Source organism: Flavobacterium anhuiense (assembly GCF_004151235.1).
Classification (GTDB): domain Bacteria; phylum Bacteroidota; class Bacteroidia; order Flavobacteriales; family Flavobacteriaceae; genus Flavobacterium; species Flavobacterium anhuiense_A.
Window position 1 is genome coordinate 1 of the sequence record NZ_JUIV01000030.1, and the last position, 18718, is coordinate 18718.

The 18718-nt window shown below is 34.9% G+C and carries 13 protein-coding genes; 3 read left to right on the forward strand and 10 right to left on the reverse strand.

Annotated elements, in window-relative coordinates:
* From NU08_RS21335 to rpsF, 5 genes are all read right to left on the reverse strand, one after another.
* The coding region (locus NU08_RS21335; RefSeq protein ID WP_129749063.1) for a hypothetical protein at window positions 1–6955 on the reverse strand (6955 nt) is incomplete at its 3' end.
* A 1160-nt stretch (window positions 6956–8115) separates the two neighbouring features.
* Window positions 8116–8589: a DUF6495 family protein gene (locus NU08_RS21340; protein ID WP_129749064.1), complete on the reverse strand. Its 474-nt coding sequence runs from the start codon at window positions 8587–8589 to the stop codon at window positions 8116–8118.
* A gap of 131 nt (window positions 8590–8720) precedes the next feature.
* Window positions 8721–9161 carry a 50S ribosomal protein L9 gene (gene rplI, locus NU08_RS21345; protein ID WP_129749065.1) on the reverse strand — a complete coding sequence of 147 codons (441 nt, stop codon included), beginning with the start codon at window positions 9159–9161 and terminating at the stop codon, window positions 8721–8723.
* 65 nt (window positions 9162–9226) lie between these two features.
* Window positions 9227–9523, reverse strand: coding sequence for a 30S ribosomal protein S18 (rpsR, locus tag NU08_RS21350; RefSeq protein WP_002987043.1), 297 nt, complete (start codon window positions 9521–9523; stop codon window positions 9227–9229).
* Between the two features lie 5 nt (window positions 9524–9528).
* Entirely contained in the window at window positions 9529–9870 is a 342-nt protein-coding gene (rpsF, locus tag NU08_RS21355) for a 30S ribosomal protein S6 (RefSeq protein ID WP_068842999.1), read from the reverse strand.
* Between the two features lie 178 nt (window positions 9871–10048).
* Here rpsF and NU08_RS21360 point away from each other — a divergent pair, with 178 nt between their 5' ends.
* Entirely contained in the window at window positions 10049–10747 is a 699-nt protein-coding gene (locus tag NU08_RS21360; RefSeq protein ID WP_008463025.1) for a LytR/AlgR family response regulator transcription factor, read from the forward strand.
* A gap of 7 nt (window positions 10748–10754) precedes the next feature.
* On the opposite strand, the gene priA is transcribed toward NU08_RS21360, so the two are convergent.
* The 5 genes from priA to nadC form a co-directional block, all read right to left on the reverse strand.
* Window positions 10755–13205, reverse strand: a complete 2451-nt coding sequence (gene priA / locus NU08_RS21365; protein WP_129749066.1) for a primosomal protein N' — start codon at window positions 13203–13205, stop codon at window positions 10755–10757.
* 23 nt (window positions 13206–13228) lie between these two features.
* Window positions 13229–13975 carry a subclass B1 metallo-beta-lactamase gene (gene bla-B1-FLAV, locus NU08_RS21370; RefSeq protein ID WP_129749067.1) on the reverse strand — a complete coding sequence of 249 codons (747 nt, stop codon included), beginning with the start codon at window positions 13973–13975 and terminating at the stop codon, window positions 13229–13231.
* Between the two features lie 10 nt (window positions 13976–13985).
* Window positions 13986–14414, reverse strand: a complete 429-nt coding sequence (locus NU08_RS21375) for a DUF2147 domain-containing protein (protein WP_129749068.1) — start codon at window positions 14412–14414, stop codon at window positions 13986–13988.
* Between the two features lies 1 nt (window position 14415).
* Window positions 14416–15339, reverse strand: coding sequence for a YihY/virulence factor BrkB family protein (locus tag NU08_RS21380; RefSeq protein ID WP_129749069.1), 924 nt, complete (start codon window positions 15337–15339; stop codon window positions 14416–14418).
* Between the two features lie 83 nt (window positions 15340–15422).
* Complete coding sequence (gene nadC, locus NU08_RS21385) at window positions 15423–16280, reverse strand: carboxylating nicotinate-nucleotide diphosphorylase (RefSeq protein ID WP_129749070.1); 858 nt, start codon at window positions 16278–16280, stop codon at window positions 15423–15425.
* Between the two features lie 205 nt (window positions 16281–16485).
* Between nadC and NU08_RS21390 the strand changes: the two genes are divergently transcribed.
* Together NU08_RS21390 and NU08_RS21395 are read left to right on the forward strand one after the other, a co-directional pair.
* On the forward strand, window positions 16486–17586 hold the full coding sequence (locus tag NU08_RS21390) for a DNA alkylation repair protein (protein ID WP_129749071.1): 1101 nt from the start codon (window positions 16486–16488) through the stop codon (window positions 17584–17586).
* A 250-nt stretch (window positions 17587–17836) separates the two neighbouring features.
* Window positions 17837–18718 carry a pirin family protein gene (locus tag NU08_RS21395; RefSeq protein ID WP_129749072.1) on the forward strand — a complete coding sequence of 294 codons (882 nt, stop codon included), beginning with the start codon at window positions 17837–17839 and terminating at the stop codon, window positions 18716–18718.

Consider the following 18718-nt stretch of genomic DNA (forward strand, 5'->3'; position numbering starts at 1 on the left):
CAAATGTCGGCGCATTTGCCTGACAGAAGTTCTGTGTTCCTGCAGTCACCAATGTAGGTGTTCCAGGATCGCTTACAATCACGTCAACCGCCAGTCTTACAGCGCTCTCGCAGCCTGTTGCCGGATCTGAGATTGCCGCATAGTATGTGCCGCTTGTTAAAGCTGTAGCTGATGGAATCGCTGTTCCACCTGTTACAGCTGTATACCAAACTATGTTGGTTTCGTTTGTCTGAATGCTTGCAAATGTCGGAAGATCTTCTTTACAGAAATTTTGTGTTCCTGCGGTCACCAATGTTGGTGTTCCCGGATCGCTCACAATCACATCAACCGCCAGTCTTACAGCGCTTTCGCAGCCTGTTGCCGGATCTGAGATTGCCGCAAAGTATGTGCCGCTTGTTAAAGCTGTAGCTGATGGAATAGCTGTTCCGCCTGTCAGAGCAGTATACCAAACTATGTTGGTTTCATTCGTCTGAATGCTTGCAAATGTCGGAAGATCTTCTTTACAGAAATTTTGTGTTCCTGCAGTCACCAATGTAGGTGTTCCCGGATCACTTACAATTACATCAACTGTTAATCTTGAAGCGCTCTCGCAGCCTGTTGCCGGATCTGAGATTGCCGCAAAATATTGTCCTGTTGTAAGAGCTGTAGTAGATGGAATCAGCGTTCCGCCTGTTATGGCTGTATACCAAACTATGTTGGTTTCATTTGTCTGAATGCTTGCAAATGTCGGCGCATTTGCCAAACAGAAGTTTTGCGTTCCCGCTGTTACCAAAGTTGGAGTTCCTGGATCATTTACATTTACTGTAACTGCCAATCTTACTGAACTTTCACAACCTGTAACAGCATCAGTAGCTGCTCCATAATAAATTCTTGTTATTAGCGGAGTGGTCGAAGCAATTACATTTCCTCCCGTAGCCGCATCATACCAAATAACATTGTTCTCGTTTACCTGAATATTAGCAACTGTTGGCGCAGCAGATAAACAGAAATTCTGAGTGCTATTTGTAGTTGTCGGCGTATTTGGATCACTAACAATGATTACTGCATCTTGCAATGTTCCTGCTAAATTTTCACAGGTATTAGTACTTGCAACAGCTACATAATATGTTATAGGGCTTACTGCTTTTGTTAACCCCGTAACGGTTAAAATACCCGCAGCATCTATAGCATAAGTGACTCCTGCTATTACAGCCCCATTTGTAATTGGCTGTGTTTTATTGGCATCTAAATACCAAGTGAATACTGGACTAGTTAATGTTGGTGCCGACGGAGTTAAAGATGCTGGAATACCATTACAAACTATCACATCGTCAACCAAAATATCATTTACTATTGAAGGAGGCAGAATTGTGAATGTAATTTGTTTTCTGTCTGCTGCTGCAGTTTCACACAATTCATCTGAACTTACTCCAACAAAATAAGTATAAGTTCCAGGAGCCAATCCGTTTACTATCAACTGTGCAGTTGTTTCACCTGTTATTAATTGACTTGTTGTTCCATCAAAACGATACCAATGATAAATAGGATTTGTTAAAACTGGTGTTCCGCTTAAACTTGTTGCTAAAGTAACAGTTCCAGAAGCAGAACAAATTGATGTTGCTGTTCCTCCGTTTAAAGTAATATCTGTCAAAGCATTTACTGGAGCAGAAGCTTTTACTTCAACAGTAACTTCTCCTCTCGCGTAATTCTCGCAACCATAACGAACTGGCTGTACATAATATCTATAAATTCCTGCAGTTAAATTATCTGGCACCGTAAAAGCAGGTCCAGTAGCCACTAAGTTTCCTCCTGTCTGTGCATCGTACCATCGATAAGTTGAACAGGCTACTTCAGGAATTTGGAGCGTAATATCCGTTCCCGGACAGACCGTAATTTTATTCTGCGGATCTGCGCCAATGACCGTCGTATTAGCTGTTCTTTCTACAGTATGAACTCTTAAGAAATCTAACACTCCTGCAACACCTCCCAAACGAATTCTAACTCTATCATAAATTTCTGTTGGAGAAGATACCAATACCATCGCTAATGTATTTCCTGGCAATAATTTTATACTTAATAAAGTGCTAGTATTTTGAATTGGAGCACCAACTGCTACATTTCCTAAATAACGCTGAACTGAAAACCCTGTAAGTAGATTCACGCTTAAAAGAGTACCTGGTTTAGAAACCACAATTCTTAAAGTATCACTAAGAACAGATGGTGTTTTAAATTGCACCGTTAAATCTGCAGCTGCCGCAACTCCAACTCCACTATACATTGTAGCAAAAGTTGTTACGTCATTATCAGCAACATTCCAAGCATCACTTACTCCTATTAAAGCAGTTGCTGCGCCCACAGGAAGGTTTATATCTGTTGCTCCATAAAATATATCCTGAATATCTCCTGGAGTACAAGTTACCGATGTAACTGGTTTATTATAATGAGCATCAAATACTTTAGTGTTTTGGGCAACACTTAAAAGAGAAGCTGATTGAATACGAATACCATCATAATCTTGTGGTCCAGATGCATCTGAAGGAACAAAAGTAAATTCATAAGTATTGTCTCCTGAAATTAAGTTTAACAATGACCCTGATACAGGCTGCATTGCTCCTATAGGAGTCCCTCCAATGGTTCCTACTACTGATAAGTTCTGGCCAACAGCCAATAAACTATATTCAGATCCTAATTTAACAGTCACTGGGGTACCTTTTGCGATAGTAGATGACCATGTTAGGTTCTGCCATGTTGTTCCAACTCCCAAAAGTCCTAAACCTGTTGTAATTGTTGAGAATGTCTGAGGATTTCCATCAACTGCATTAGCCCCATTTGAAACACCTCCAGTGATTATAGAACCTTGAGATTGCGCAGAGGCATAAACTCTTTCTGTTAAGTTTTGGCAACTTGTAAGATCTATTACATTGATTACCTTAGTTGCAGTTGCAGTACAAGTTCCATCACTTGCAACAGCTGTATAAGTATAAACTCCCGGAATATTTAATGGACCAGTTGTAAATGGAGGTCCAGCAATTGGATTTCCTTGCGGATCAAACCATGTAATTGTTCCAGTAGAAACTGCATTTAATGGAACATCTGTTCCAACGTTAACAGATTCTTGCGGAGTAGTTACTGCCAAACTTGGTAAAGCATTAATTGTTACCGTTACAGATTGTTTAGCTGAAGGACAAGTACTTGTTGCACTTTGTGCTTCTATAGAGTAAACTCCACTTACTGTTATATTTGCAGCCGCATCAGCAGTTATAACATTATTTGAAGGATCGTAAAAAGTATAAGTAGTGGCTCCTGTCGAATCAAAATTAGTGATTGCATTTACCAAGTTAGCACTCCCACAGGCTTGCAATGGCGTAGCGATAACAGTTAAAGGAGTTGTTGAAGGGAAATTAACAGTCACTTGTTTTAAATCTCCATTCACGTTTTCACATGTACCACCATTTAGTGCAGAAATATAATAATTATAAGGAGCTCCAACAGCCGTTAAGCCGCTTAATGAAAGAACACCTGTAATAGCATCTTTTGCGAATGTTACTCCGCCAATAACACTTCCGTCTACTATTTCTGTAGTTTTATTTTGATCTGTGTAATATTTGAATTGAACGCCTGCAATAGCAGAAGATGGTGTTAAAACCGCCTCTCCAGTACAAGTCGCTTCAACTGGACTTGTAATTACAATATCTGCTGCAGTCGGTATTGGCAGAACATTAACTGTCACAGCTTGACGTAGGCTGTTTATACAAGTTCCACGAGTTGCCTCTAAATAATAGGTAGTAGTAGTTGATAAAGCTGCTGTTGGAGATACTGTTACAATATTTCCTCCTGTTGGAGCATCATACCATACAAAAGTTTCTCCTCCCGCTGAAGTTGCAGATAAATTAGCTGTCTGACCAGCACAAATTGGTGCTGCAGCTCCAGTAATTGTAGCATTTGGATATCTATAAGCCGCTTGATAAATATATAAATTACTCAATAAAGTTGCAGTACCTCCTAAGCGCACTTCTATACGATCAAATGGCGCTGTTGCAGTGAAACTAGCTTTAAATTTATTTCCAGATAATAATTGAATATTCAATAAATTATTATTTATCGCAATTCTATCATTGTTATATGTTCCGCCATTATATGTTGCTAATGTAATATTAGATAAAACACTTATATCTAAAAGTCCTCCTGGAACTTCTAAATCAACATCTATAATATCTCCAGTCTGACCAGGATTCGGAAAAATCAGCTGCTGTTGAAGGTAAGCACCTACACCTATTGGAACACTTAATTGTGAATAAGTATTGATATCGCCATCAACAGATGCATTTGGATCAACAGGCGCACATAACACACATAATATTCCATCATTTGATGATACCTGAGAGTTAGCCTGTAAACAAGTACTAGCACTCGCTATCACTGTAACTGTAACCACTCCTCTTGTTGTATTAGGACAATCAGTTGTTAAATCAGAAGCCTCTACATAATAAGTTTGATTACTTGTTAATATTGGAGTCGTAAAGGAAGTAACATTACTAGCTACTAGATTTCCATTTGTTGCCGCATCAAACCAATTGTATCTTACTCCTGCAACTGGATTTGCAATAGTCAATGTAGCACTTTGACCAGACTGAATAATTACATTAGATGATGTAAAAGTTGGTGTTGCAGGTATTGGACTTATAGTCAAATTTACTGCTGTGCGTGTTGGCGTTGCACATGCACCAATAGCAGCTTCTACAAAATAAGATGTATTGACAGTTAATACAGGAGTCGTAAAAGAATTACCTGTAAATAGTAAAGTTCCGCCTGTGGCAGCATCGTACCAATTATATGTAGTACCGGCAACAGGTGCCTGAACAGTTAAAGTCGTAGTCTGACCACTACAAATAGTTGTAGGCGATGCAGTAACAGTAGGCAATACTGGATTATCAATTAATACTTGTACTGGATTTCTTTCGCTATTCACACAACCATTTCTTGTAACTTCAAGATAATAAGTTGTTGGCGCCGTTAAAGCAGGAGTTGTAAATGCCGCTGTAGAAGCTAATGAAGCTCCGCCTGTGGCAGTACTATACCAATTTACAGTTTCTCCTACTGATAATGCTGCTGTCAAAGTCGTACTTGATCCGCTGCAAATAGTTGTATCTCCCGTTATAGTAGGGACTTTGTATCTATATGCCGCTTGATAAATATCCACGCTTGTCAAAACTGTTGCTAGACCTCCTAGTCGAATCTCTACTCGATCAAAATTGGCTCCCGCTATAACGCTTGCTCTAAATCTATTGCCACTTAATAATTGTAAAGTAATAAGAGGATTATTAATAGCAACTTGATCATTATTATAGGTAAGTCCATTATATGTTGCTAGACTTACTGCACTTAATAACTGTACGTCAGCTAAACCTCCTGGCAATTCTAATTCAACATCAACAATATCTCCAGCTTTTCCCGGATTATTAAATTGTAATGTCTGTTGAATATAGCCATTCACCAATCCAACTGGAACAGTTAATCGAGTTGCAGTTGCCGTATTTCCATCTACAGAAAAATTCGGATTTGCAGAACTACATAATAAACACAAACCGTTTTGAGTAATCTGCTGACTTCCAGCTTCAAGACAACCCATAAGTGACGCTGGCTGAACTGTTACAGTAACAGGTACTCTAGTTGCACTAATACAATTTCCATTTGGACTCTGTGCTTCAACATAATAAGTTTTAGTCGCTGTTAAAATTGGCGTAGTAAAAGTGGCTGTATTTGTAGCAACCGCTGTTCCGCCAGTAGCGGTTTCATACCAATTTAATTGTGCCCCAACTTCTGAAGTCGTTGCGTTTAAAGTTGCATTCTGACCAGATTGTATTGTTACACTTTGTGTCAAAACTGTTGGTGTAGCTGGAACAGCTGTAGAAACAACATTAACCTGAGTACGAGTTGGACTAATGCAGCTTCCTATGGAACCTTCCACAAAAAATGGAGTAGTTCCTAAAGGAACAGTAGGCGAATAAGTCGTACCTGTTGCTAATGCAGTCCCTCCACTTGAAGTAGAATACCAAGAATAAGTTGTTCCTGGAACAGCATTTACGACCGACAAAGTAGTCTGCTGTGTAGCTCCGGTAGAACAAACTATAAGCCCAGTATTACTAATAGCTGGCGCAACTGGGTTAGAAACATTTAAAACAACAGGTACACGAACATTTCCTTCGCATCCTGCCGCTCTAGTTATCCCTATATAATATGTTGTATTTGATGTTAAAGCTGGAGTAGTATAAGTGTTTCCCACTGCTAAAGCTGTTGTAGAAAATTCAGAGCTATACCATGCTAATGTAGTGCCTGCTGCAGGTGTTGCGGTAAGAGTTGTTGGAACTCCAGCGCAAACTGTCTGTGATAAACCACCTGTTACAGTTGGCTGTGCAAATTCTAATCTAACATCATAAATTCTTAAATTCACCAAGAGACTTACTAAACCTCCAACCTGTACTTGAATTTGGTTGGTATCGCCTGTTATCGGAAACTTTGCAACAGCAACAGTATTGCCATTTAGTAAGTTTAAATTCAAAAGCGGACTGTTTAAAGCCACACTTGAACCCACATTTGTTCCAGAATTTTTCGCTTGAATCGAAGCATTTGATAATAAACTTAAATCAAGCAAACCATTACCCGTACCAAAGTAAATAGCAATTTGGTCACCTGCTCGTGCCGTTTGGTTTAAAGTCATTGTTTCTTCAGCGAAACATCCCAGCAATCCAACACCATTTGTTAGAGTTGCATAAGTAGATAAGCCAGCACTATCATAAGCATTGGCTGGACTATTAACATCTACTCCTATACATAAAAGTCCTCCTCCCGTACTATTTGTCTGAGACACAGGTCTACAAATAGTCTGAGAGAATGCATGAGTACATATAAAGAATAAAGTTAAAAGTCCTAATAATCTCTTTTGAAAGAGATTACAAAAAGTAAATTTTTTTTTCATAATTTGGAAGATTAGAAAATGGACAATAAAACACCTCTTGCAGTAAGTGCAAGCACCTACGCAATTAAACAATCAGTTAAAAATCAAACAGTTAAAACAAAATATAGTGACTTATAAAAAAGCTCAACAATTCTGTTTTAGTAAAAAAATATGCTGAATTCGGTACACCAAAATATACCGGAGAACAAATTCTATCTCTCTGAGATAAAATAAGCCCTGCTTTTTGAGGAAAAATGATTTTCGTCAATTTTCCCAGAGGAGTGATTTGTTGTAGGTCTAATTTTCATAACGAAAATTTTTAGTTGGAATAGAATTGGGGATTCTTCTATATAATGAAATTCAATTTTTAAAGAAAGTTGATTAGTCCTTCTCTAAATTTAGCCATAAAAGCTAAAATTCTGAATTGTTTATATCCAATAAAATAATTACTCCTTATAAGCAACTCTCCTAGAGGGGTACTTAAAAGACAGTAAATTAAAATGCAAACCTTTTAAAAAAAAACTTAATATAGTGTAACGATTAATATTATCGTGGAGATGGAGTAAGCTTATTAGATTAACAAATAAAGCTAAAACAAAGTAAACAACTAAAGTAAATTTGATAAAGAAAGTAATTGTCAATTCCATACGCAGACTTATTAAGTTATTATTTAATTTTTCTAATTTCAATCTCAAAACAGAGAAATAATGCTATCCATTATACTTAGAAATACAAAAGAAAACTTTGTTTAACTTTTGTTATCTAAAATTAGAAAAAACAAAAACATAAAACAAGCATAAAATTCTTATAATTTATTCTTAAAACTTTAATCTTGAAATTATGAGCCGCTTTAAACATCAGAAAATACGCTACTTTTAACATAATTTTACCGCAATTATTTAATCTAAAAAATATTAAACAAAATATGTTAAATCAACAAAAACAAAGTATAATCTTACAATATTCAGCGATTTTTATCTAGAAACACCTTAATTCAGAACAAATTCAGCTTATTTTTTTACAAAAAAAATGAAATCCAAAAAAATTAAAAGATTATAAAAAAACAAGTAGAAATACGGGGTATAAATTCAAAAAAAGATTAAACAAAAGTTAAAAAACAAAAAAAGACAAGCAATTGATTAATAACTGCTTGCCTTTTTTTAATATCTAAAAAAACAAAATTATGATTCTATAATTGTATTAATCTGCTTAAATAATTGACCATCACTTAAAAAAGCTCCTTGTTTAATCAATTCAAAAATCGAAGAATTTCGTTCATCTGTAAATACCTTCTTTCCTACTTTCATTTCGATATTGTCAGTAAACATATTATCGCTCAGCCACTGAAGTCCATCTTTATTTAAAAAATCAACTTCTGGAGAAAACGATTTTAAAACAATAGATTGAATATAAGTATCAAAACAATGAAACAAGAAAATATGATTCTTAGAAAAATGTTCCAAATATTCTGCTCTCGTCAATACCCCTTCCCAGATCAAATCTGAAAAAACATCAAGCTCCTGTTCTGCAACTTCCGGTTTATTAACTTTAAGTTCTTCCCACTCTTTTCTATCTATTGCTTGTGTAGCCAAAAAACTTGCAAATTCAGCATGTAATTCGTCAAACTGTTCTTTTGTTAACCTTGCGTATTTCATTTCTTTTTAGGCTTTGTGCTTTACGCTGTACGCTCTAAGCCTCAGCCATAAGTCTAATTATTAATATCAATCCTTTATTAAACAAAAAAATCCCGATTTACATCGGGATTTTGGTATAGATTTTAAAACTATTACTTTTCAGCAACAATTTCGTATGGCAACTCAACAATTACATCTCTGTGTAAACGGATACTTGCACTGTATTTTCCAGTACGTTTTACGATACCACTAGTGATGAATTTTCTGTCGATAGCGTTTCCAGATTTCTCTAAAGCTTCAGCAATGTCGATGTTTGTGATAGAACCAAAAAGTTTCTCTCCACCGGCTTTTGCAGAAATTTTAATTTCAAGAGCTTTGATTGCTTCAGCCAATGCTTTTGCATCAGCAACAATTTTAGCTTCTTTGTGTGCTCTTTGTTTTAGGTTTTCAGCTAAAACTTTTTTAGCAGAAGGAGTTGCTAAAGTAGCAAAACCTTGAGGAATTAAAAAGTTACGACCGTAACCAGGTTTTACAGATACTACATCATCTTTAAATCCTAAGTTCTGTACGTCTTGTTTTAAAATAATTTCCATGTTGTTGTCCTTATTTTTAGAAGTTAGGTTCTGCTTCAACAGAAACCAGCGACTAGATTTTTATACTATTTTAATAAATCGGCCACGTATGGCATTAAAGCTAAGTGACGAGCTCTTTTTACAGCTACAGAAACTTTTCTTTGGTATTTTAATGAAGTTCCTGTTAAACGACGAGGAAGAATTTTTCCTTGCTCATTAACGAATTTCAATAAGAAATCAGCATCTTTATAATCGATATATTTGATTCCTGATTTTTTGAAACGGCAATACTTTTTAGTTTTGTTAGTTTCAATGTTTAAAGGCGTTAAATATCTGATATCTCCGTCTTTTTTTCCTTTTGCAGATTGTTCGATTGTAGACATAATAATTACGCTTTAGTAGATTTTAATTTTGCTCTTCTTCTCTCAGCCCATGAAATAGCATGTTTGTCTAAACTTACAGTTAAGAAACGCATAACTCTTTCATCACGTCTGAATTCAGTTTCAAAAGCTAAAAGAACTTCTCCAGCTACTTTGAATTCGAATAAGTGATAAAAACCACTTTTTTTGTTTTGGATTTCGTAAGCCATTTTTTTAAGACCCCAATCCTCTTTCGATACCATTTCAGCTCCTCTACTAGTAAGAAATTCTTCAAATTTCGTTACTGTTTCCTTCACCTGAACCTCAGATAAAACGGGATTTAAAATGAAAACAGTTTCATAATGATTCATAAATAAAAAATTTTATTTGTTAAAATTGGGTGCAAAAGTAAGCATTAAATTTATATATACAACATTTTTTTTCTTTTATTCGTCATAATGCAAAAAAGATGCCTCAACTTTAGTTTTTTTTACAAAAAAATAATACATTTACTACTGCTATCCTGAATTTATTCTAAATTTAAATGTTATGAAACTAAACTGTGTTGTTGTAGATGATAGTTCTATACAAAGGACAATTATTGCCAAATTGGTTAATAATCACCCAGGCTTGCATTTAATCGGGGATTTTTCTAATGCCATTGAAGCAAAAAGTTGTATCTCATTAAATAATATAGATTTAATATTTCTTGATATAGAAATGCCAGTTATTAACGGATTTGATTTCCTTGACGGATTAAAATCAAAACCGCAGATTATATTTATCACTTCTAAAGCCGAGTATGCCTTAAAAGCTTTCGACTATGACGCTACCGACTATCTTCAAAAACCAATTGCAGTAGATCGTTTTAATGCTTCTGTAAAAAGGGCAATCGACATGCATTTGCTCAAAAAAGACATCAAAGAAGAAGAAGGCGAGCATATATTCATCAAAAGTAATCTAAAAAAACTTAAAATCTTCACTTCAAAAATAAAATGGATTGAAGCCTTTGGAGATTACGTAAGAGTAGTAACCGAAGATGACAGCAACTTGGTTCTTTCTACCATGAAATCTTTTGAAAATGATTTATCAAAAGACAAATTCATCCGTGTTCACAAATCATACATTATCAATATAGATAAGGTTGAGCGCTTTAACAGCAAATTTGCTGAAATAGGCATCACCAAAATACCATTAAGCCGCAACAAAAAAGAAGATCTTGTAAAAGCGCTTTCAACTTCTTCTTAATTGCTATTTAATAGAAATCTACATTAATCACAACTTTTATAGCCCTGTATTGGGCCACAGCTTCAAAACTATTCAGCATTTTCTGAATAGTTTTTTTTGTGTTTCCTAAGTGAAGATTTTGCGGAATCTTAATCAAAATAGTTCTGATATATTCATTTCGAATTCTGCTTATAGCAGGCTCTTCTGGCCCTAAAACCGGCATGCCTAAATTCTGGCTTAAAACTTGGTAAAGCCACATTGCCCCTTCTTTTAGCTTATCAAAATCTTTGTGCTTTAGCGTAAGTTTTATAATCCTGAAATAAGGAGGATATCTATAAATTTGTCTGTCATACAATTGCTCTTTATACATACCTATATAATTATGGTGTGTAACCTGCTGAATTGTATTATGGTTTGGATTATAAGTCTGAATAACAACTTTACCTTGTTTTTCCGATCTTCCCGCTCTTCCAGCTACCTGAGTCATCATCTGGAAACTGCGTTCAAAAGCCCTAAAATCTGGATGATGAAGCATATTATCGGCATTCATAATTCCAACCAAACCTACATTATCAAAATCAAGTCCTTTGGCCAGCATTTGTGTACCGACTAAAATGTCAATTTCACGATTTTTAAATGTATCTATTATTTTTTCGAAACCAAACTTGCCTCGAGTAGTATCTTGATCCATTCTGGCTGTTTTGGCTTTTGGAAAAAGCGAAGACAACTCTTGCTCTATTTGCTCTGTTCCGAATCCTTTTGTAGTCAAATCAATACTTGAACAACTGTGGCAATTAGTAGGTTTTGCAATCGAATAACCGCAATAATGGCAACGAAGCTGATTTTTATGTTTGTGATAAGTCAAACTCACATCGCATTGCTGGCAATGCGGAACGTGTCCGCAAGTCAAACACTCAATTATAGGTGAATATCCTCTCCTATTTTGAAACAAAATAACTTGTTCGCCCAATGACAATGATTCAGCAATTTCTTCAATTAAAAGATCGCTAAAATGCCCTGTCATTCTTTTTCTGAAATGTTTGTCTTTGATATCAACTAAAATCACTTCAGGCAAGCGAACATTTTTATAACGTTCGGAAAGAGTTACCAATCCGTATTTATCATTTTGAGTGTTAAAATAAGTTTCGATGCTAGGCGTTGCTGAGCCTAATAAGACCTTAGCCTTATGAAAATTAGCCAAAACTATAGCCGCATCTCTCGCATGATATCTGGGCGCAGGATCAGTCTGTTTGAAAGTCTGCTCATGCTCTTCGTCAACGATTAATAGTCCCAAATCGTTAAAAGGCAAAAACAAAGCCGATCTTGCTCCTATTACAATTTGTGCTTTAAGCGAATTCTCAAGCGTTTGCCTCCAAACCTCAACTCTTTCATTATTGCTATATTTAGAATGAAAAACAGCTACTTTATCACCAAAATGAAGACGTAATCTCGAAACTAATTGAGTAGTAAGTGCAATTTCTGGCAACAAGTATAAAACCTGTTTTCCTGTATGCAGATATTCTTCAATTAGTTTTATATAAATTTCGGTCTTCCCGCTCGAAGTTACGCCATGAAGCAAACACACTTCTTTTTCTAAAAAGCTATTCTTTATTGCAGAAAAAGCTTTTTGTTGAGCTTCACTTAATTGCAGTTCTTTATCTGATTTTTCTCCATCAAACGTAACACGGTCATGTTGCAAATAATATTCTTCAAATATTTCTTTTTCAACCAAAGATTTTACCGCTGCAGATCCTGCATTTGAAACCTCTGTAAGCTTTTTGACCGTGATAGGCTTTTTTTCTGAAGCACTAATCTGAAAATAAGCCAAAACAATTTCTTTTTGTTTATTGGCATTTTTTAGCACCGTCAGCAATTCTTCAAGACCATTATCTGATTCATATTTGGAATGTAGTTTTACATACCGAACCAATTTTGGTTTGTAAGTTTCTCTTATTTCTTCGTCCAAAAAAATAATATCTTTCGCAATCAGTTTTTGCAGAATTGGAAGTATTTTTTTTTTATTCAAAATTGAAGCAATTTCCTGAACCTTCAATGAACTCTGATGATGCAAAGCTTCATAAATCAAAAACTCATCATCAGAAAGTTCGCTGTCATTTACCACAACATCGGGTTTATGCGAGATAATAGTTTCGCTCTCCAGTAATAATCCGCTTGGAAATGCTCCGCGATACACGTCTCCAATTCCGCACATATAGTAATTTGCAACCCAAAGCCAGTGTTTAATCTGGGTTTCGGTCGCAATTGGTTTTTCATCCAAAATCTGGTGAATTTCTTTAGCCTCATACAATGTTGGCGCATTTTCATGAACATCCAAAACGAGTGCCGTATATATTTTACTTTTACCAAAAGGTACCGCAACCCGCATTCCTTTTTTTATAAAATGAAATTCAGCCTCAGAAACACGATATGTAAAGGTTTTTGCTAAGGAAAGTGGTAAAATAACTTCGATAAAAAACATGTACTATAGATATGAATGCAAAGTTACTTTTTTTCGGTAGACTTTTGAGCCAAATACTCCTTAACCAATTTTAAAGTATGATCTATTGATTTATTGGCTGTTCCGCCATCATGTCCCGGAATAACATACTTTGGATTTTTAAACTTTAATTGAACTTTCTTGATTGATTTCTCCCATTCTTTGACATCAGCATCTCCTAAATATCCTAAATCTTTGGCTTCTTCACTTTTTATAAAACATCCACCATAAAGAATTTTATCTTTTCCAAACCACGCTACGATATTATCTGGCGCATGTCCTTTTCCTGGATAATAGACTTCAAACTTATATTGTCCGACAGTAAAAATAGTATCATTTGGAATTACAAACTCAGCTCTTGGTTCATTTTTGCTTTTCAGAATATCGTCGGTTAATTTACCTGAGTAGGTTTTAATTCCTTTTTTTCTATAAAAATCAAATCCTCCTGCACGATCCTCATGAGAATGCGTACCAAAGAGCATAATAACGTCTTTATTATGTTTTGCTTTTATACTGTCGAGCAAAGGTTGAAACTGCGTTTTATCCCAAGGCGCATCAAAAAGCACAACTCCTTTATCTGTAACCACATACATGGCATTGGCAGAAATAAGAGTTCCGTTGTAATCATGAAACGTTTTATAAACATAAAAGTCACCCGTAAGATGACTTATTTGTAATGGCGAATTCTTAGATTGTCCAAAACTATTTGAAACCGCAACTAAGAATAAAATTATCGAAGTTAATTTTCGCATTAGATTTTAATTAGCTTTTTACTCTAGTCCAATATTGTGTTCTTCCCATTAAAGAAATCCCAACATAACCGCGAAGTTTTAACTTATCTGCAGATTCTAATGAAATGTAACATTTGTATTTTTTACCACTTGTAGGATCCAAAATTGTTCCTCCGTTATACTCAGAGCCATCTTTTTTTAATCCGTTTATAATAATCATACCCAAAATCGGTTTGTTTTTTTCGGCACCATCACATTTTACACAAACATCTTTTTTGTGGCTTTCTCTAAGTATGTCCACTACCTTACCATAGATTTTTCCAGATTTCTCGTAAATTTCTACAATTGATTTTGCTTCACCTGTTTCATCGTCAATAGTTTTCCATTTTCCAATTACACTTTGGCTTTGCATGGTCAGCGCAAAGAAGAACACTCCGATAGTTAGCATCAAATTTTTCATATTATTTTTCTTTTTTTTGTTTTAATTTTCTGATAGAAGCATTCAATTCGAACCCTAAAAGCAGAATCATACAGTTTATCCAAATATAAAACATTAGAATTAATAATGTCCCAATTGAACCATAAAGTTCGTTGTATTTTGAAAATTTTATAACCCAAATCCCAAAAAAGAACGAAGATATAACAATTAAGACCGTTGTAAAAACAGAACCAATACTAATAAAAGGCACTTTATTGTATTGTTTTGTTCCATAACGCAATAATATTGAAGATGTTATCAAAATCATCAAGATAACGAATAAATATCGCCCTAAAATAATCAGCGGAATTCTGTCGCTCAGCACATCTTGAATAATTGTCTTTTGAATGAAGACCTCAAAAACTACGATAGTAGCCACTGTAACAAACAAAATTATGGTCATTATGAGCGAAATGGCTAGAGCTACTAAATATTGATGCAGAAAACCTCGTTTATCAAAAACGTGTTTTGAGGATTCAAAACCGCTCAAAATTCCGTTAATTCCGTTTGCCATTAAAAAAATCGAAAGCAAAAATCCCGACGATAACAATCCAGAGTGACTATTATTTAAGATATCGCTGATAATTTTACTTATCGCATCGAAAGTATTTGGCGGAACGCTCTGCTGAACGAACTGTAAGAAATCTTCCTGAAAATTGTCTATAGGAATAAACGGAATTAAGTTTAAAATAAATAAAGCAAAAGGAAATAATGCCATGAAAAAGCTAAAAGAAACTGCACTCGCATGATATGAAAATGCACCATCAATAATTCCGATAGTGTACATTTCGAGCAAATCATACAAAGAAAATCCCTCTAACCAAGGGAATTTTATTCTTTTAAAAAGTCGGGCCAGATTGCGTATTATAGGCAGCTTCTCAATCCGATCTTCTATCTCTTTCGACATATTTTTTGATTTTAGATTTTAGAGTTCCGATTTTAGATTGCAAAAATCAACTCATAACTTATAACTCAAAATTCATAACTCCATTAAAAAGCTTTCAAGCTCAAATCCATATTGTAAACAGAATGCGTTAAGGCACCAGACGAAATATAATTTACACCGCATAAAGCATATTCACGAACTGTTTTTTCGCTAATATTTCCAGAAGATTCTGTCTGACATTTTGAACCAATTAGAGCAACTGCTGTTTTTGTATCTTCATAATTAAAGTTATCAATCAAGATTCTGTGAACCCCGTCGCTCAATAAAATTTCTCTAATTTCATCCAAATCACGAGCTTCAACAATAATTTTCAAGTCAAGATTATTCTCTTTCAAATATTCTTTTGTTTTTGCAATAGCGCGTGTAATTCCACCAGCAAAATCAATATGATTGTCTTTCAGCATAATCATATCGTACAAAGCATAACGATGATTTTCGCCACCGCCAATTTTTACAGCCCATTTTTCTGCAACTCTAAAATTTGGAGTTGTTTTGCGCGTATCCAAAATCTTTGCATTTGTTCCTTCCAAAAGACTCATTAAATGGTTGGTTTTTGTAGCAATTGCCGACATTCTCTGCATAGTGTTCAAAACGACTCTTTCGGCTTTTAAAATAGATTGTGAGCTTCCTGAAACTTCAAAAACAATTTCACCATATTCTACATGCGTTCCGTCTTCGATAAAAGTTTTCACCTTTAATTTTGGATCAACATGCTCAAATATCATTTTAGCCAATTCAACTCCGGCAATAATTCCTTGATCTTTTACCAATAGCTTTGCTTGACCATGAGCTGTATCTGGAATACAGGCAAGCGAACTGTAATCGCCTGGCCCCACATCTTCTCTAATGGCATTTTTTATTAAAAGTTGTAATTCTGCTTGAAATTGAGCTTCGCTTATCATTTTTCTATTTTTAATAATAATGCTAAATTAGAACTTATTTTATGGATTTGAAAATTCCAATAACATGAAAAATTATACAAAACATTAAATCTCTCTTTTTTAACCATTAAGATATTCAGAAAAATAAAGTTACAATTCTTAACAATACTTCATCACTTAATAAGCGTTCAATTAAATATCTTTGAAGTTCAATCAAGCAAAAACCATGGGATTAATTAAAGATATTTACTCCGTTTCTTTTTACGAAAATTTCACTCAGGCTGTTGCCGAAGTGTATCCAGCGTTCAATAAAGAAAAATTTATTGAAGCGATTTACGAAGGCGATTTTGCTCAAAAAGAATGGAAAGAAAGAATGAAACATACAACCGTTGTATTTCATCAATTTATGCCTCAAAACTTTCCCGAAGCTATTTCTCTTATTGACAAAATCATAGAAAATCTAAGAAAAAATAACTTTGCAGACAGTAATCTGGCTTTTATTTTCTTTGCCGATTATATCGAAATGTATGGTTTAGACGATTTTGAAACTTCTAAGAAAGCTTTCGTTTCTGTAACCCAATTTATAAGCTGTGAATTTGCCGTTCGTCCTTTCATTTTAAAATATAAAGAGAAAATGATTGAAGAAATGGTAAAATGGTCCTTGCACGAAAATCATCATGTGCGTCGTTTAGCAAGCGAAGGATCACGTCCTAGATTACCTTGGGCAATGGCGATTCCATTTTTGAAGAAAGATCCCTCTTCTATTCTTCCAATTTTAGAAAACCTAAAAAACGATCCTTCAGAATATGTTCGCAGAAGCGTTGCTAATAATTTAAATGATATTGCTAAAGATAATCCACAAATTGTTCTGGAAATTGCTAATAAATGGAAAGGCCACAGCAAAGAAACCGACGGAATTATCAAACATGGATCAAGAACTTTACTAAAACAAGGCCATCCCGAAATCCTGAGCCATTATGGTTTAGAAAGCACTAACATTGAACTTTCTTCTTTCGAAATTAAAACTCCTGTGGTTAAAATTGGTGATTATCTTCAGTTTCAATTTCATTTAAACAATAAAAATGAAGAACCAAAAACAGTTCGTTTAGAATATGCCGTTCACTACAAAAAAGCAAAAGGGCATTTGGCGAAAAAAGTCTTTAAAATCAGTGAAAAGATTTATCATCCGAATCAATTAACGAAAATTGAAAGAAATCAGTCTTTTAAATTGATTACGACACGTGTTTTTTATACTGGAGCGCATCAATTGTCGATTATTATTAATGGAACTGAAAGTGAGGTTTTGGCATTTGAGTTGATTGAATAAAATTTAGATTTAAAACAGAAAACGAAATCACTGCTGTCAGACTGAACGGAGTCGAAGTCCCGCAAAGTGATTCAGCAAATGTGACTTCGACTCCGCTCAGTCTGACAAAAAGAGCGTGAAATCAACTATTTGAAGAATCATCAATTTTCCCTACTTTTATAGCTAACACAAAAAACAAGTTTCTTAATCTAAATTAAGTTACAGATTTCTATCACAACTGTAATTTTGTTTTCAAATCAAATAATACCACATGTCAAATATCAGTTTAATTATCGAAGAACGTTCTGCCAACATTGGCAACTTTATGGTAGGTCGTTTATTGCCTTTCCGTGAAAAAAGAGCTGTCGGACCATTTGTATTTATCGATCATATGGGACCTGCACATTTAAGTGACCATGAAAATATGGATGTTCCTCCACATCCGCATATCGGACTTTCGACGCTTACTTTTTTGTTTGAAGGAAGCATCATGCATCGCGACAGTTTAGGGACTGAACTAGAAATAAAACCAGGCGCTGTGAACTGGATGACGGCTGGAAAAGGAATCGTTCATTCTGAAAGAACTCCAGAATATTTAAGACATTCAGACAAAATGCTTCACGGATTGCAGATTTGGGTGGCGCTTCCGAAAGAATTGGAGCAAATGGATCCGAATTTCACGCATGTTGAAGCAGATGATATTCCAGCTTGGGAAGAAGACGGCGTTTCGTATAAATTAATTGCCGGTGAAGCTTTTGGAAAAAAATCACCAGTTCCTGTTTATAGTCCGTTGTATTTTATTGAAATTAAAAGTAAAGAAGCTAAAAAAATCAATATCGGACATCATTTATTTGGCGAAAGCGGTTTGTATATTTTGGAAGGAAGCATCAAAAATGGTGAACATGTTTACGATCCAAAACAGATTTTAATTACAACTGAAGCTTCTCTTTGCGAATTTGAAATTTCTGAAAACTCTACGGTTTATCTTTTTGGCGGACAGCCATTTCCTGAAGAACATTTTATCTTTTGGAACTTCGTTTCATCAGACAAAAATCTTATCGAAAAAGCAAAAATTGACTGGACAGAACAAACTTTTCCAAAAGTTCCTGGTGAAACCGAATTTGTGCCATTACCTGAACCAAGAATAAAATAA

What these genes read in the sequence shown, in the direction of transcription:
- NU08_RS21360 (WP_008463025.1), top strand. Translation starts at nt 10,049, where the DNA reads ATGAAACTAAACTGTGTTGTTGTAGATGATAGTTCTATACAAAGGACA.
- rpsR (WP_002987043.1), bottom strand. Translation starts at nt 9,523, where the DNA reads ATGTCTACAATCGAACAATCTGCAAAAGGAAAAAAAGACGGAGATATC.
- rplI (WP_129749065.1), bottom strand. Translation starts at nt 9,161, where the DNA reads ATGGAAATTATTTTAAAACAAGACGTACAGAACTTAGGATTTAAAGAT.
- NU08_RS21340 (WP_129749064.1), bottom strand. Translation starts at nt 8,589, where the DNA reads ATGAAATACGCAAGGTTAACAAAAGAACAGTTTGACGAATTACATGCT.
- NU08_RS21380 (WP_129749069.1), bottom strand. Translation starts at nt 15,339, where the DNA reads ATGTCGAAAGAGATAGAAGATCGGATTGAGAAGCTGCCTATAATACGC.
- bla-B1-FLAV (WP_129749067.1), bottom strand. Translation starts at nt 13,975, where the DNA reads ATGCGAAAATTAACTTCGATAATTTTATTCTTAGTTGCGGTTTCAAAT.
- priA (WP_129749066.1), bottom strand. Translation starts at nt 13,205, where the DNA reads ATGTTTTTTATCGAAGTTATTTTACCACTTTCCTTAGCAAAAACCTTT.
- rpsF (WP_068842999.1), bottom strand. Translation starts at nt 9,870, where the DNA reads ATGAATCATTATGAAACTGTTTTCATTTTAAATCCCGTTTTATCTGAG.
- NU08_RS21375 (WP_129749068.1), bottom strand. Translation starts at nt 14,414, where the DNA reads ATGAAAAATTTGATGCTAACTATCGGAGTGTTCTTCTTTGCGCTGACC.
- NU08_RS21395 (WP_129749072.1), top strand. Translation starts at nt 17,837, where the DNA reads ATGTCAAATATCAGTTTAATTATCGAAGAACGTTCTGCCAACATTGGC.
- NU08_RS21390 (WP_129749071.1), top strand. Translation starts at nt 16,486, where the DNA reads ATGGGATTAATTAAAGATATTTACTCCGTTTCTTTTTACGAAAATTTC.
- nadC (WP_129749070.1), bottom strand. Translation starts at nt 16,280, where the DNA reads ATGATAAGCGAAGCTCAATTTCAAGCAGAATTACAACTTTTAATAAAA.